Origin of the sequence: Gordonia sp. NPDC062954 (genome assembly GCF_044543825.1) — a bacterium.
Lineage (GTDB): Bacteria > Actinomycetota > Actinomycetes > Mycobacteriales > Mycobacteriaceae > Gordonia > Gordonia tangerina.
The window spans coordinates 70,873-84,741 of the sequence record NZ_JBITWL010000012.1; the positions used below are offsets into that span (position 1 = coordinate 70,873).

The following is a 13,869-nucleotide window of genomic DNA, read 5'->3' on the forward strand; positions in this document are numbered from 1 at the left end:
TCGGGTGGCAATACCGACCAGGTATGGGATGCGGACCCCGGCTGCGTCGACGGTAGGCTGATGTGCCGTGACCGACCCCGATCGCCGAACTCGTCTGCTGGCCGGCGCGGCCGTGTCGCTTCAGACGTTCTCGGATGTATTGGTTCCGCTCGGCACGCTGTTCGCCGATGCCGGCCACGAGCTGTATCTGGTCGGCGGGTCGGTGCGCGACGCCGTGCTGGGCCGGTTGGCCGGCGACCTGGATTTCACCACCGACGCGCGGCCCGAGCAGGTCACCGCGCTCCTGGCCGGCTGGGCGGACGCACAGTGGGACACCGGGATCGAATTCGGAACGGTCAGCGCGCGCAAAGGCGACGCGACCATCGAGATCACCACCTATCGTGCCGATTCCTATGATCGGGTGAGCCGAAACCCGCAGGTCGTCTTCGGTGATTCCCTGCGCGGGGACCTGGTGCGCCGCGACTTCACCATCAATGCGATGGCGGTGCGGATCGGCGCCGACGGTCCAGCCGAGTTCGTCGACCCCCTCGACGGCATGACCGCCCTGCTGGCAGGCGTGATCGACACACCGGCCACGCCACAGGAATCCTTCAACGACGACCCGCTGCGGATGCTGCGTGCCGTGCGTTTCGTCTCCCAACTGGGTTTCCGGGTGGCACCCCGGGTGTTCGAGGCGATCAGCGACATGTCGGAGCAGATCGAGCGCATCACCGCCGAGCGGGTGCGGGCCGAGCTGGACAAGTTGATCCTCGGCGAGCATCCGCTCGAGGCGATCGACGTGATGGTCGACGCCGGCTTGGCCGCTCGGGTGTTGCCCGAGGTACCGGGGATGAAGCTGACGATCGACGAGCATCACCAGCACAAGGACGTCTACCAGCATTCGCTGACGGTGCTGAAACAGGCGGTGGACCTCGAAGAAGGCGATCCCGACCTGATCCTGCGCTGGGCGGCGCTGCTGCACGACATCGGCAAACCGGCCACCCGTCGGCACGAACCGGGTGGCGGCGTCAGCTTCCATCATCATGAGGTGGTCGGCGCCAAGATGGTGCGCCGGCGGATGCGGGCGCTGAAGTATCCGAAGGCGGTCGTCGACGACGTGTCGCAGCTGGTGTTCCTGCATCTGCGGTTTCACGGCTACGGAGATGGCGCCTGGACCGACTCGGCGGTGCGCCGCTACGTCACCGACGCGGGACCGCTGCTGGATCGGCTGCACAAGTTGGTGCGCGCCGACTGCACGACGCGCAACAAACGCCGGGCGCGGCGGCTGCAGGAGAACTACGACCATCTTGAGCACCGGATCGCCGACCTGCAGGCAGCCGAGGATCTCGAGCGGGTGCGACCCGACCTCGACGGCAACGCCATCATGCAACTGCTCGGACTGCCGCCCGGCCCCAAGGTCGGCCAGGCGTGGCGCTACCTGAAGGAACTGCGTCTCGACCGCGGTCCGCTGACCCGCGAGGAGGCCGAGGAGGCCCTGCGGGAATGGTGGGCATCGCAGGGCTGACGGTCGCTGTGTGGATCGAAGGTGTCCGATGGCGGGCCTAACGCCGCGGCCCTGCTCACGACGGGGCGAACACGTTCGTCGAACCGGGCACAACCTCGAACACCGCCGGTAGCTCGCCGACGATGTCGCCGTCGATCGACACCAGCGCCGGCGGATCGCTGTACAGCTCTATCTCCGCGCCCCGCATTGTGCGGACCATCGGATGGTCGACGTGGGTTCCGCCGAACACCTTCGGGAACACCCGCGCAACGGTGGCGCGGGCGAACCGATCCGGATGATGGGCGAGCGTGAGGTCGAGCAGTCCGTCGGTCATGGACGCGCGCGGGGTGATGTGCATACCGCCGCCGTAGGACGTGGTGTTGCCGATGGCGGCGAACACCAGGTCGTCGTCGATCTCGACGTCGTCGGCGCGCAGGTCGTAGTGGTAGGACGGCAAGCCGACGAGCTCGCGCAGCGCGGCCAGGGTGTAGCGGGCCTGGCCCTTGGGCCGGCGCATGTCGATGGCCCGGGCGGTCACCGACGCGTCGAACCCGGTCGCCGCGACGGTGACGAACAGTGCGGTACGACCGTCCGGGAAGGTGACCCGGCCGAGATCGATGCACCGCGTGTGGCCGGCCACGATGATGTCGACCGCGGCGATGACGTCGTCGCACGGAATGCCCAGATTGCGGGCCACGTCGTTGCCGGAGCCGGCCGGTACGATGCCCAACGGCTTGTCGGTGCCGAAGGCCGCCTCCACGGCGAGTCGGATGGTCCCGTCGCCGCCGACCACGATGATCCCGTCGGTGTCGCCACCGGCCGCCTTGCCGGCCTGCTCGGCGGCATCCTGGGCGTCGGCTCCGACGATGATCTCGGTGGCGATGCCGCACGCCGCGAACCGTGCGATCGCCGCCTCGGCGACGTCGCCGGCCGCACCGTGACGCGCGTGCGGATTGACCAGGAGGGTCACCTGACCGACCGACCTCCGGTCGGCGCTGTGGTGGTTCGGCTCGCCCGCCATAGGTTACGATGTTACACATCATGTCAATCTGTAAAGCGGATATCGGTGAGCAGGTCCTCGACGCCGCCCGGGCCTGCCTGGTCCGCAGCGGCGGACGCAAGGTGACACTTGCCGAGGTGGCGCGCGAAGCCGGCGTCAGCCGTCCCACCGTGTACCGACGCTGGCCGGATATGTCCGAGATCACGCGCGCATTGCTCACCCGTGAGGTGATGGGCATCGTCACGGCCGTCACCGACGTCACGCCGCTGCGCACGGCGGAGTTCGACGCGACCGTGGACCTGGTGGTGCGCATCGCGGCCGCACTGCGCGACGACGAGCTGGTCGCGGCGTTGTGGCGGGCCCAGCGCGAATTCATGACGCCGTATGTCTTCGAGCGCCTCGGCACCAGCCAGCAGGGCGTACTCGCGATCCTCACCGACGCGATCGCCCACGGGCAGCAGCGCGGCCAGGTCCGCGACGGCGACCCCCAGAAGCTGGCGTCGATGGTGCTGCTGATCACCCAATCGGCGATCCAGTCACGCGCGCTCGTGGAGTCGATTCTCGGTGACGACTGGAGTCGGGAACTGCATCACGCGCTGTCGTCTTACCTGCGCCCGACCCATCTGGGTTCCTCTCCGCTGGGCCCGTCCGGCGGCGAGCCGCCGACGATCAGCGGATGACCGGGCTCAACGCCGCCCAGCGGCACCGATGGCAGTCCGCGCTGGCCGACCAGGACCGCCCCCTCGACGTGCTCGTCGTCGGCGGGGGGATCACCGGCGCCGGGGTGGCCCTCGACGCCGCGAGTCGTGGACTGCGCGTCGCGCTGGTCGAGGCGCACGATCTGGCCCACGGCACATCGCGTTGGAGCAGCAAGCTGGTGCACGGGGGATTGCGTTATCTTGCCGGCGGCCATCTGCCGATCGCCTACGAGAGCGCGGTCGAGCGACACCATCTGATGACGACGATCGCGCCGCATCTGATCCGGCCGTTGGCGCAGGTGGTGCCCGATCTCGGTTCGCGCGCCACGTCGGCGATGATCCGTACCGGGGTGCAGGCCGGCGATGTGCTGCGCCGGGTCGCGCGCACCCCTGCACCCGTGTTGCCCCGTCCGCGCCGGTTGTCGGTGGCCGAGACGCTGGCGTTGTGCCCACAGACGACGCGGGCCGGACTGCGGGGTGCCGTGGCGCACTCCGACGGACAGCTCGTCGACGACGCCCGACTGGTGGTCGCGGTCGCGCGTACGGCTGCCGCTTTCGGTGCGATGATCTGCACGTATACCCGCGCCGACCACGTCACCGGCAACGGTGCCCGCCTGACCGACGCCTGCACGGGGGAGTCCTTCGACGTGGCTGCGCGCACCGTCGTCAACGCCACCGGTGTCTGGGCCGGCGAGGTGGATCCGGCAGTCCGGATGCGGCCGAGCCGGGGCACGCATCTGATCTTCGACGCCGCCACCTTCGGGCACCCGGAAGGTGCGCTGACCGTGCCGGTGGCCGGCTCCATCTCACGGTTCGTGTTCGCCCTGCCCGAGCCGCTCGGACGGGTCTTCGTCGGCTTGACCGACGTCGCCGCCCCGGGCCCGATCCCCGACGTCCCGCAGGCGTCGCAGGCCGAGATCGACTACCTGCTCGAGTCCATCAACCCGGCGCTCGACCGGCCGGTGACCCGCTCCGACATCATCGGCACCTACTCCGGGCTCCGACCACTCGTCGATGTTGTCGGCGCGGAGAAGAATTCGAGTACAGGAAGCCTCGCCGACCTGTCGCGGCGTCACCGCATCCAGGTCAGTGACGACACGCTGGTGGGTGTGCTCGGCGGGAAACTCACCACCTACCGTCGCATGGCCCAGGATGCGGTTGATGCCGCAGTCGACGCCGGGGGACTGACCGCGGGCCGCTGCATCACGGCGACGACCCCGCTCATCGGTGCCGCCGCCGTCACAGCACCGCCGGAGCTGCCGGCATCGCTGATCAGTCGGTTCGGTTCCGAGGCGGCCAAGGTGGTGTCGTCAGCGCAGGTCGAGCATCCGTTGGATCCGATCGTCGACGACATCGACGTCACCCGCGCGGAGGTGGGGTTCGCGCTCACTCACGAGGGCGCACTCACCGTCGACGATGTCCTGCACCGGCGCACCCGCATCGGCCTGGTGGACGCCGACGCCGACCGTGCCCGTCCCGCGATCACCGAGCTCGTCGAGCAGGTTCGAGCTCAGTAACCCATCGTCCGCAGCGCGTCGGCCAGTTTGTCCAAGTCCTCGCGCTCGACGTCGAGGTGCGGGCTGACCCGCAACACCGACTGCTCGGTGGTCAGCGGGGCGCGCCAGGAGTCGGCGCAGGTGACCAGGATGCCCAGCGACAACAGTTTGGCCTGGGCGGCGGCCACGTCGGATGCCTGCCAGCCCGGCGGCGGCGCGAGGGTGGTGGTCGAGCACGGTTCGTCGACCGGCTCGAGCACCTCCCAGCTCCCGATGCCGTCGAGGCGTTCGCGGGTGGCCCGGCCGATCGCGGCGAGCTCGCGGAACACGCGCTGCTGCCCGATGGCCAGAACCTCCGACACCGCCATGCCCAGGCCGAGCCGTCCGGCCACGAATGCTTCGGAACTCTCGATCTCCACCGGACGCAACGCATCCTTGCGTACTGCGACGAATCCCACACCGCGCGGCCCGGTCAGCCATTTGCGGCTGGTGCCATAGACGACGTCGGCGCCGGTGACCGTCGGCACGTGGCCGGCGGTCTGTGCCATGTCGACCACCACGGGAACGCCTGCGGCATGGGCGATCTCGACGATCCGAGTGACGGGTTGCACGATGCCCGACATCGCCCCGATATGACAGATGTGGATGAAGTCGGGCTGCTCGAACTGCAGCATGTTCTCCAGCGCGTCGGTGTCGACGTGGCCGGCGATGTCGGCATCCGGCAGCGGCCGCACCGCGTAGCCGCGGCGTTCGAACTCCACGAGGTTCGGTCCGAACTCGTTCTTGGCCACCCACACGGTGCTCGAGATCGGCAGGTTCCAGTAGGTGAGCAGCGCGCGCAGGGCGGCGCGTGCGCTCTCCCGGAACGCGAGTTCGTCGGCGGTGTGTCCGATCAGCGACGCGAGATCGCGCTTGTCACGGGCGATCTCGTCGGCGCGATCGGCGGCGGCCACATAGGAGCCGCGTTCGCTCTCGCGCCACAGATGAGCCGAGATGGAGCCGATCACGGCGTTCGAGGATCGACCGGCAGCCGCGGAGTCGAGGTGGACGACTTCCGGGCGCAGGCGTGCACGTCGCCACTGCTCACCCAGTTCGCTCACGTACATGACTTCTGAACCTACCGGTGTTGGGGGATACTCGAACCGGGCACCCCTGGTCGCCGGCGAACCCGGGTGCGATGACTTCGGCGGGTGCCGCCACCACGTGGACTCCCGTCGTGGACGGAGGCCGGGTGGCCCTGATCGGTGTGGTCACCGGACTGATCGCGGCGACATTGGGTTCGGCCGCGGTTCTTCGTCAGCCGCCGTGGCAGCGCATGACCGTCCACACCGATCAGGTGCCTGGTCACCACGTGTGAGCTCATGCCGAGTTCGTTGACCCGTGGGCCCAGCGTCGTCCGCAGCACTTCCGGCTGATCCGCTACCCGATGGCGTGACACCGGGCGGGAACATAACCACCCGCCGGGGGCGTCTCATTCGCGAACACCACAACAACGTGCTGGCCCCAGTTGACCGGGACGGCATACCGGGGACGGGGCGATGCCACCGCCCTTCCCGCCGCGATCATTCACGCCGTATGAGGCCGAGAGGACAGATGATGACCTACTTCCCGCCTACACCGGCGCCACCGCGTGATCCGGCGATACTGCGCCGCCGGGCCTCGAGCGCACTCCTCGGCGCGACCCTGCTGTGGGTGCTGGTGGGTGTGATGATTCTCGGTGCGCTCGGCCGAGCGACCTCGGGACCGATCACACCTGCCCCGAGTTCGGGTGCTGAGGCCCTCGGCCGCCTCGTCGGCATGATCGGGTTTCCGATCGCGGCAGCGCTTGGCGCCATCGCGCTGCATCGTCGCCGCAGACGCCTGTTGCGCCAAGCACGCGCGGTCGAGGCCGGCCACGGCGTTGTGTCCGTTGCGAACCACGGCCACTTCGTCCATGGATACCCCCCGCACTACCCCCCTCCGGGTTCTGCGCGTCCGTACTCTCCGCCTCCGAAGTACTCCGGGCCGCACCAGCGACGCTCCGACGGTCACTGACAGCCGGACGGCCTGCAGGCGAGCCACCGCTGGGCCAGAAGTCTGGTGCCGCACGGAACCACGAGTGCCCCCCGAGCGTCCAAACACCATGGACCCCATCGAGTACGTCTTCGGGACCGGTGACGGTGTCACCACAGCGTGGGTGTCGCCGCCCGACATCGACCTCTCCGGCGACGGCACGCTCGATGCGGTGGCTCTCGACTTCGACGGTGACGGGCGGCGCGACGATGCCATGTGGGACAGCGATGCCGATGGGATCGCAGACGTCGTCGCGCTCGACCGGGACGACGACGGCCGCGGCCACGAGTTCTATCGGGACGACGGATCAGGAGTGTGGGGCGAGACTGCTCAACGACCGACCGACCTTGCCTCACCACCACCGGAACCGGAGGTGACGCCGGCGCCAGGCCGGGTGGCCGATCCGGCGCCGCACCGCGACCGTGAGCCGACCGACACCGACGACGCCGTGGTCGTCCGCTCAGCAGACCTCGACGGTGACGGAACCGCCGACATCGAACTCGTCGGCACTCGCCGCGCAGGCATTCCGGTGGCCGATCGGCTCTACGTCGACGCCGACGGCGACGGCCGTTTCGATCGTGTGCTGGTGGACTCCGATGGTGATGGCCGCGCCGACGTCAGCTTCGATGACCGGTCGCCTCGATTCGAGGCTCGGTGACGGTCGGTAGGTGACGGAGCGCGATCGTCAGCTGTGATGACCGGTCGGCTGGATCGGATGATCGGCGATGGCCAACGGCCCGTGGTGCGGTGGCGTGTGCACCAACCGCACCACCACCGCCCCGATCAGGTAGAGCACGACACCGAGGACCAACATCCCGGCCGAGCGCCCGTCATCGGGGATCGCGACCGCGGCGATCGTCACCGCACCCACGTAGGCGATGTTGAACACCGCGTCTTGCACCGAGAACACCTGGCCACGCACCATGTCGCCGATGTCCACCTGCATGGCGACATCGCCGCACAGTTTGGCGACCTGCCCGATCAATCCGAGTACGAACGCGCCGATGCAGAACACCACCGGATGGAAGGTGAGCAGCGAGGCCTCCGCCACCGCGCCCACCAGCATGGCGGCAATCAGCGTGGGCCGTCGGCCGTATCGTTCCACCGAATACGGCGTCACCACCGCGGCGAGGAAGGCGCCGCCTGCGGTGAATCCGGCGACCACCGACACGCCGGCCAGCCCGTCGCCGACGCCCGCTTGTTTGCTCAGCACCAGCAGCATCAGTGTGTTTATCCCGAAGACCAGCCGGTGGGCGCCGATCGCCGACAACGCGGCCGCCACGGTGCGCGAATGAGCGACCGCCCGGACCCCGTGTAGCAGGCCGACGGTGATGGCATGCACCGCCGAGCGCCCGGGGTCATCGGGCTCGTCGGGTCCGAGTTGCAGTCGACCGAACCCGTGCGCGAGGGTCGCCGCGATCAGCGCGATCACCACACCGCCGAGGGTGGTGAATGCACTGCCGGAATTGTCGGGCCCGAAGATGATCCGCAGGACTGCAGCGATGCCCGCGCCGACCGCGAGCATGCCGGCTCCGAGGGTGGTGAACAGCGCGTTGGTCGCGACGATGACGTCGCGGTGCGCGACGTGTGGGAGCGACGCCGACAGGCCCGATGCGACGAACCGACTGGCGCCGGTGACCGCGAGCGCACCGAAGAGCACCACGGTGTCGCTCGCGCCGGTGGCGATGGCCAGCGCTACGAGAGAGATGAGCCCGGCGCGAAGCACATTCGCGAACATCAGCACATTGCGTCGATCCCAATGGTCGAGCAGTGCCCCGGCGAACGGACCGATCAGCGAGTACGGCAGCAGCAGCACCGCGAGTCCGCCCGCCACGGCCAACGGATCGGCGTGTCGCTCCGGGTTGAACAGGATCGAGGCGAACAGCGCCGCTTGGAAGACACCGTCGGTGATCTGGCTGGTCAACCGCACCGCGAGCAGCCGCCCGAGCCCGGGCGAATGCCCCAGCGAGCGGATGAACCCCCGCAGACCGGGGGAGGTGTGCGGCGAGCCTGACGTCACTGATTCAGAGTACCGACCTCGACCGGTGAGCCATGCCATGATGGGTGGGTGGCCGGCGGCGACGACTCAGAGGATCCGACCCCCGAGTTCTACTCGGAGGGTGCTGCACCCGACATGCCCGCGGCCGGCCGAGTTCGGCCCGGGACGCTGTTGATCGCGTCGACCGATCTGATCGAACCGACCTTCGCGCGCACGGTCATCTACATCATGGAGCACAACGACGCCGGCAGCCTCGGTGTGGTGCTCAACCGGATGAGCCAGACGGCGGTGCACAACCTGCTGCCGCAGTGGACCGACCTGTCCGCGTCGCCGCGCGCGCTGTTCGTCGGCGGGCCGGTGAAACAGGACGCCGCCCTCTGTCTGGGGGTGGTGAAGTTGGGCGCCGACATCTCCGGGTACGAAGCGTTGCGGCCGGTGGACGGTCGGGTGGTGCTCGTCGACCTCGACGCCGACCCCACCGAACTCGCCGACGTCCTGGAAGGAGTCCGTGTGTTCGCCGGATACTCCGGCTGGGGTGAGGGCCAGCTCGACGCCGAATTGCAGCAGGACAGCTGGCTGCTGGCGTCCGCGCTGGCCGGTGATCTGCTGGTGCCGACGACCACCGACCTCTGGGGTTCGGTGCTGCGCCGCCAGCCTTGGCCGACGCCGCTGCTCGCGACGCACCCGATCGACATCGCGCGCAACTGATCAGGGCAGCCACCGCGATTCCAGTGACGCAGGGCACACTTCCTGCTACCTTTTGGTCGCTTGTTCAACTCGACCGGGGGTCAGCGGCGTGGGGGTTGCAGTCAGAAGTGTGCGGGTGGCTCGTGGGGTCGGGGTGCTCATCGTCGCGGTGACGATGCTGGTCCTGCCCGCAACCGCGGGGGCACAGCCGTCTGCAACCGGTGGGGCGTCGGCCGCACGATGGGCCACGTCGCACGACGGTCCGCAGCCGTATGCCGGGGTGTCGGTGAGCTGGGATGTGCCGATCCGGATGAGTGACGGGACGGTGCTGCGCGCAAACGTCTACCGCCCAGCCGACAAGTCGGGTCGGGCGACGTCGCAACGCCACCCGGTCGTCGTCAACATGACCCCGTACACCAAGCTCATCACCGCCGTTGGTACGGCAGTCACGCAGCACCCGGTGCTCGGTCCGTTCCTGACGCAGTTGGTGGACGGCGTCAGTCAGATCGCGGCGCCGATCCGCGACATCGCCGACGTCTCGCAGCTGACCAATACCCTGCGCGATGGTGGTGCGCGCACGTTCCTGGTCGACGAGGATCTGGTACGCAGCGGTTACACCCAGGTCGTCGTCGATGTCCGTGGAACCGGGTTCTCCCAGGGCCGATGGGATGTGTTCCAGAGCCGCGAACAGGCCGACACCGTCGAGGTCATCGACTGGGCTGCCAAGCAGCGGTTCTCCAACGGCAAGGTCGGCATGTCCGGGGTCTCCTATTCGGCGATCAACCAGATTCAGGCGGCCAACAAGAACCCGGCTGCGCTCAAGGCGATTTTCCCCGTGGAGCCGGGCGGCGACCTCATCCGCGACATCGTCGCCCCGGGTGGTGCGCTCGGCGTCGGCTTCCTGCCGATGTGGCTGACCCTGGTGAACAGCACCAAGATGGTGCCCAACGTCGCGTCGATGCTCGACGGCACCTTCGACTGGACGTGGTTGGCCGACCGCATCTCCGATCCGTTCACTTTCTACCCGGAGCTGTTCGCAGCGCTGCTCACCCCCGACATCCCGTCGGTTCCACCGCAGCTCGACGAGCTCCTCACCACCAACTCGGAGCCACGCACGTCGTGGCTCGACCATGCCGAGCGCATCACCACCCCGACCTTCATCTACGGCGGCTGGTTCGACCTGTTCACCAACAGCGAGGTGCGGATGTATAACAAGATCCCGCTCGCACCGGGCCGCAAACAGCTCATCATGGGCGACGGCTATCACCTGACCATCGGCGGCGGCCAGCAGGGTCGCGCAGGCACCCCACCGCGCCTGGACGTCCTGCAGAAGGCGTGGTTCGACAAGTGGCTCAAGGGCATCGACAACGGCATCGACCGCTACGGACCGGTCAACCTCAAACAGGTCGGCGACGCGTGGATGACCGCCCAGCAGTTCCCGCGCGCCGGCATGACCCGACAACGGCTCTACCTCGGAGATCGCCGCAGCGGCACCGCACCGCATGCGGTCCGCGACGGCAGCCTCACCACCGCGCCGACCGGCTCGCGAGGCCGGCTGACGATCTCACCCGGTGTGCTGACGTTGTGCTCTCGTGACTCCGCACAGCAGACGGCCGGCGCCACAGCCCTCTTCCCGTGGTGCGCCGAAGACGCACGGATCTCCGAACGCAACGCGCTCACCTTCACCAGCGCCCCGGTGCGGACCACCCGCAGCGTGTCCGGCTACGCAAACGTGCGGGTGAACGCGGTGATGGATGCGACCGACGGGTACTGGACGGCCACCCTCAACGATGTGGCGCCCGACGGTACGTCGAAAGTGATCAGTTCCGGTCAGGTGGTGGCGTCGTTGCGGGGCTACGACCAGGGGCAGTCGCAGTTCGCGTCCAACGGCGATGTGACCGACCCGTTCTACACCTTGACCCTGGATTCGCGGGAGCGAGTCCGACCCGGCCGTCCGGTCACCATCGACATCGGGTTGCTGCCCACGGAGGCATCGATCAAGGCCGGTCACCGGCTGCGGGTCGACGTGTTCGCGATGAACCTGCCGCGTGGATTGCCGCTACGGCCGTTGCTGAACGAGTCACAGCTGAAGCCGCAACACATTCAGCTCGATCCGCGGCGGCCGAGTTTCGTGAATCTGCCGGTCTCGCAAGCGATCGGGTAGCCGCTGCGCTACTCGTCGCGGTGATTGTCCGGATACGCCGTGACGGCCAGGAAGCGGATCGGCAGCCGGACCAGATCATGCGGCCCGTGGATGCCCTCCCCGTCGAGGAGCAGACAGTCACCCGGCCGCAGCGTGTACTCGGCGTTGCCGTGCCCGTAGACCATGACGCCCTCGAGCATGTACAGCATCTCGGTGCCGGGGTGTTGAAAACGGGGAAACACCTCGCTGTCGTCGGTCAGGGTGACCAACACGGGTTCGAGTCGCTTGTGCTGCCCGCGCAGACCGCCGAGCAGTTCGTAGTGATGGCCGACGCGGGTGCCGCGGCCCACGATCACCGCGCCCTTGCCCGCTTCGGTGTAGATCGCCTCGCGCTCGACGTCGGCGCCCCGGAACAGCGAGGTCACCGGGACGTCGAGTCCGGCGGCGAGACGCGCAAGAGTCGAGAGACTGCACGAGGTCTGGGCGTTCTCGATCTTGGAGAGCATGGCCTTGGAGATGCCGACCTTGGCAGCCATGTCCGCGACCGACATCCCGGCATTGCGGCGCAGCATCCGGACCTGATGCGCGATCGCGGCCTCCAGGTCGCCGCCGGTCGGAGCGTCCCCGTCGACCTCTCGATGCACGGGCGCGGGGTCGCCGGTGTCCCGGATCGTCTTCGTGGAGTCGGCAGCCATCTGGCCAGTGTAGCTAGTTTCTGTTTCCTCGCAGTAGACGAAACGCCGAGCGTCCTCTACTACGAAACGGTCGCCGCGTCTGCCTCGCGACCGTAGCGGGTGGCCAGCCATGAGCAGAGGATCAGCTGGATCTGGTGGAAGATCATCAGCGGGAGCACGATGAGGCCGACCGTCGAACCGGCGAACAGCACCGTCGCCATCGGCAGACCGGTGGCGAGACTCTTCTTGGTGCCACAGAACTGGATGGCGATCACGTCTTCGCGGGAGAATCCGAGGCGTTGCGGCACCCATCGGGTCACCACCAGCATCACCAGCACCAGGATCAGTGAGATCACCGCGACGGCCACCAGCTGCCCGGCGTCGACGATCGACCAGATGCCCTCCCGGACGCCCTCGCTGAACGCCACGTAGACCACCAGCACGATGGTGCCGCGATCGGCGAGTTTGGTGATCTTGGCGTGCCGGGCGAAGAACGGGCCCACCCACGGACGGGCGATCTGTCCGACGATGAACGGCAGCAGGATCTGACCCAGGATCTTCAGCACCGAGGTGCCGTCGATCGTGACGTCGCCGTCGGTGGTCATCAGCAACACCACCAGCAACGGGGTCAGCACCACACCCAGGATGTTCGACGCCGACGCGCTGACGATGGCCCCCGGCACATTGCCGCGGGCGATGGAGGTGAATGCGATCGACGACTGCACCGTGGACGGCACCAGGCACAGGAACAGCAGGCCCGCGTACAGGTCGTCGCCGACGATCGGCTCGACGAGCGGACCTATGGCCAGGCCCACGAGCGGGAACACCACAAAGGTGAACGCGAGGATGGTGAGGTGCAGGCGCCAGTGCTTGAGGCCGTCGAGGGCCTCCCGCGGATGCAGTCGGGTGCCGTAGAGAAAGAACAGCGCCGCGATCGCCACCACGACCACCCAGTCGAGGACCTCGGCGGCGTCGCCCTTCGCCGGAAGCAGTGCGGCGACGATGACGGCGCCGAGGATCGCGAGGATGAAGCCGTCGACGGGGGAGCGGTTGAACCAGTCGCGTGCGACGCGCAGGGGTGCTGCCACGCGAGTCAGGCCTGCGCGGACTCGTTCGAGCAGACTCCCCGCAGGCTGCAGGCGCCACAACTCGACGTGCCGCAGTCGTCGGCCGGGTTGTCCTCGGGCACGGCGGCCGCAGCGCGCACGCCGTAGGCACTGACGATGCCGACGACGAACAGGGCGGCGACCACTCCGATGACCGCGAACACCAACGCCCAGTAGCCACTCACTCCGAGGGTGAGGGTCCCGGCGAGCACGAGGATGCCCGCGGCGGCCAACTCACCCGGCGCAGCCACCCGGTTCGCGACGGCAAACGCCTCGTCGGAGCGCATGGTGGCATCGGCACGGACACCCACCCACCGATTGCGTCGCAGCCGGCCGGTGATGGCCAGCGCGCCCACCACGAGCCACATCGCGGCCAGCGCAAAGACGATGACGGCAGCGACAACAAGCAGGACGTTCACAGCGACAACCATACGACTGACGGTCGTAGCAGCACGAATCGTCGTCTGTGCACCCGCCGACCATCGGTTCGCCCGGGCGGCGTCGTCGAGAAGGCGGGACGCAGTATGCGCG

14 protein-coding genes are annotated in these 13,869 nt (G+C 68.4%); 8 read left to right on the forward strand and 6 right to left on the reverse strand.

The window, feature by feature from the left end; genetic code table 11:
* The first annotated feature begins 67 nt into the window (after window positions 1–67).
* A complete protein-coding gene (locus ACIGKQ_RS13455; protein ID WP_396574013.1) occupies window positions 68–1,504 on the forward strand; it encodes a CCA tRNA nucleotidyltransferase in 1,437 nt (478 codons plus the stop codon).
* Window positions 1,505–1,559: 55 nt separating this feature from the next.
* Here ACIGKQ_RS13455 and ACIGKQ_RS13460 read toward each other — a convergent pair whose 3' ends face one another.
* Window positions 1,560–2,504 (reverse strand): diacylglycerol/lipid kinase family protein, encoded by a 945-nt coding sequence (locus ACIGKQ_RS13460; protein WP_396574015.1) that lies wholly within the window; start codon window positions 2,502–2,504, stop codon window positions 1,560–1,562.
* A gap of 20 nt (window positions 2,505–2,524) precedes the next feature.
* On the opposite strand from ACIGKQ_RS13460, the gene ACIGKQ_RS13465 reads away from it, so the two are divergent.
* Entirely contained in the window at window positions 2,525–3,163 is a 639-nt protein-coding gene (locus ACIGKQ_RS13465; RefSeq protein ID WP_396574016.1) for a TetR/AcrR family transcriptional regulator, read from the forward strand.
* Window positions 3,160–4,698: an FAD-dependent oxidoreductase gene (locus ACIGKQ_RS13470; protein ID WP_396574018.1), complete on the forward strand. Its 1,539-nt coding sequence runs from the start codon at window positions 3,160–3,162 to the stop codon at window positions 4,696–4,698. Before ACIGKQ_RS13465 ends, ACIGKQ_RS13470 begins: the two co-directional genes overlap by 4 nt.
* On the opposite strand, the gene ACIGKQ_RS13475 is transcribed toward ACIGKQ_RS13470, so the two are convergent.
* Window positions 4,692–5,783 carry an aminotransferase class V-fold PLP-dependent enzyme gene (locus ACIGKQ_RS13475; protein WP_235721457.1) on the reverse strand — a complete coding sequence of 364 codons (1,092 nt, stop codon included), beginning with the start codon at window positions 5,781–5,783 and terminating at the stop codon, window positions 4,692–4,694. The two genes, ACIGKQ_RS13470 and ACIGKQ_RS13475, sit on opposite strands and share 7 nt — an antisense overlap.
* Before the next feature lie 5 nt (window positions 5,784–5,788).
* On the opposite strand from ACIGKQ_RS13475, the gene ACIGKQ_RS13480 reads away from it, so the two are divergent.
* The 3 genes from ACIGKQ_RS13480 to ACIGKQ_RS13490 all read left to right on the forward strand — a co-directional run bounded on the left by ACIGKQ_RS13480 (window position 5,789) and on the right by ACIGKQ_RS13490 (window position 7,387).
* Window positions 5,789–6,034: a hypothetical protein gene (locus ACIGKQ_RS13480; protein WP_372474945.1), complete on the forward strand. Its 246-nt coding sequence runs from the start codon at window positions 5,789–5,791 to the stop codon at window positions 6,032–6,034.
* A gap of 236 nt (window positions 6,035–6,270) precedes the next feature.
* Complete coding sequence (locus ACIGKQ_RS13485) at window positions 6,271–6,711, forward strand: hypothetical protein (protein WP_396574020.1); 441 nt, start codon at window positions 6,271–6,273, stop codon at window positions 6,709–6,711.
* Window positions 6,712–6,799: 88 nt separating this feature from the next.
* On the forward strand, window positions 6,800–7,387 hold the full coding sequence (locus ACIGKQ_RS13490; RefSeq protein WP_396574021.1) for a hypothetical protein: 588 nt from the start codon (window positions 6,800–6,802) through the stop codon (window positions 7,385–7,387).
* A gap of 27 nt (window positions 7,388–7,414) precedes the next feature.
* On the opposite strand, the gene ACIGKQ_RS13495 is transcribed toward ACIGKQ_RS13490, so the two are convergent.
* A complete protein-coding gene (locus ACIGKQ_RS13495) occupies window positions 7,415–8,749 on the reverse strand; it encodes an MFS transporter (protein ID WP_328713890.1) in 1,335 nt (444 codons plus the stop codon).
* Between the two features lie 114 nt (window positions 8,750–8,863).
* Here ACIGKQ_RS13495 and ACIGKQ_RS13500 point away from each other — a divergent pair, with 114 nt between their 5' ends.
* The gene (locus ACIGKQ_RS13500; protein ID WP_268899826.1) at window positions 8,864–9,436 is read left to right on the forward strand and encodes a YqgE/AlgH family protein; all 573 of its coding nucleotides are present in this window, start codon (window positions 8,864–8,866) and stop codon (window positions 9,434–9,436) included.
* A 154-nt stretch (window positions 9,437–9,590) separates the two neighbouring features.
* The gene (locus ACIGKQ_RS13505; protein ID WP_396574059.1) at window positions 9,591–11,579 is read left to right on the forward strand and encodes a CocE/NonD family hydrolase; all 1,989 of its coding nucleotides are present in this window, start codon (window positions 9,591–9,593) and stop codon (window positions 11,577–11,579) included.
* A gap of 8 nt (window positions 11,580–11,587) precedes the next feature.
* Here the strand turns inward: ACIGKQ_RS13505 and ACIGKQ_RS13510 are convergent, their stop codons facing one another.
* The 3 genes from ACIGKQ_RS13510 to ACIGKQ_RS13520 are packed head-to-tail and all read right to left on the reverse strand — an operon-like array spanning window position 11,588 to window position 13,769.
* Window positions 11,588–12,253, reverse strand: a complete 666-nt coding sequence (locus ACIGKQ_RS13510; protein ID WP_235721451.1) for an XRE family transcriptional regulator — start codon at window positions 12,251–12,253, stop codon at window positions 11,588–11,590.
* A gap of 59 nt (window positions 12,254–12,312) precedes the next feature.
* Window positions 12,313–13,320: a bile acid:sodium symporter family protein gene (locus ACIGKQ_RS13515; protein WP_372474926.1), complete on the reverse strand. Its 1,008-nt coding sequence runs from the start codon at window positions 13,318–13,320 to the stop codon at window positions 12,313–12,315.
* A 5-nt stretch (window positions 13,321–13,325) separates the two neighbouring features.
* Entirely contained in the window at window positions 13,326–13,769 is a 444-nt protein-coding gene (locus ACIGKQ_RS13520; RefSeq protein ID WP_235721450.1) for an SdpI family protein, read from the reverse strand.
* Between the last annotated feature and the right edge of the window lie 100 nt (window positions 13,770–13,869).

What these genes read in the sequence shown, in the direction of transcription:
- ACIGKQ_RS13470 (WP_396574018.1), top strand. Translation starts at nt 3,160, where the DNA reads ATGACCGGGCTCAACGCCGCCCAGCGGCACCGATGGCAGTCCGCGCTG.
- ACIGKQ_RS13460 (WP_396574015.1), bottom strand. Translation starts at nt 2,504, where the DNA reads ATGGCGGGCGAGCCGAACCACCACAGCGCCGACCGGAGGTCGGTCGGT.
- ACIGKQ_RS13520 (WP_235721450.1), bottom strand. Translation starts at nt 13,769, where the DNA reads ATGGTTGTCGCTGTGAACGTCCTGCTTGTTGTCGCTGCCGTCATCGTC.
- ACIGKQ_RS13505 (WP_396574059.1), top strand. Translation starts at nt 9,591, where the DNA reads ATGCTGGTCCTGCCCGCAACCGCGGGGGCACAGCCGTCTGCAACCGGT.
- ACIGKQ_RS13465 (WP_396574016.1), top strand. Translation starts at nt 2,525, where the DNA reads ATGTCAATCTGTAAAGCGGATATCGGTGAGCAGGTCCTCGACGCCGCC.
- ACIGKQ_RS13485 (WP_396574020.1), top strand. Translation starts at nt 6,271, where the DNA reads ATGATGACCTACTTCCCGCCTACACCGGCGCCACCGCGTGATCCGGCG.
- ACIGKQ_RS13490 (WP_396574021.1), top strand. Translation starts at nt 6,800, where the DNA reads ATGGACCCCATCGAGTACGTCTTCGGGACCGGTGACGGTGTCACCACA.
- ACIGKQ_RS13475 (WP_235721457.1), bottom strand. Translation starts at nt 5,783, where the DNA reads ATGTACGTGAGCGAACTGGGTGAGCAGTGGCGACGTGCACGCCTGCGC.
- ACIGKQ_RS13510 (WP_235721451.1), bottom strand. Translation starts at nt 12,253, where the DNA reads ATGGCTGCCGACTCCACGAAGACGATCCGGGACACCGGCGACCCCGCG.
- ACIGKQ_RS13500 (WP_268899826.1), top strand. Translation starts at nt 8,864, where the DNA reads ATGCCCGCGGCCGGCCGAGTTCGGCCCGGGACGCTGTTGATCGCGTCG.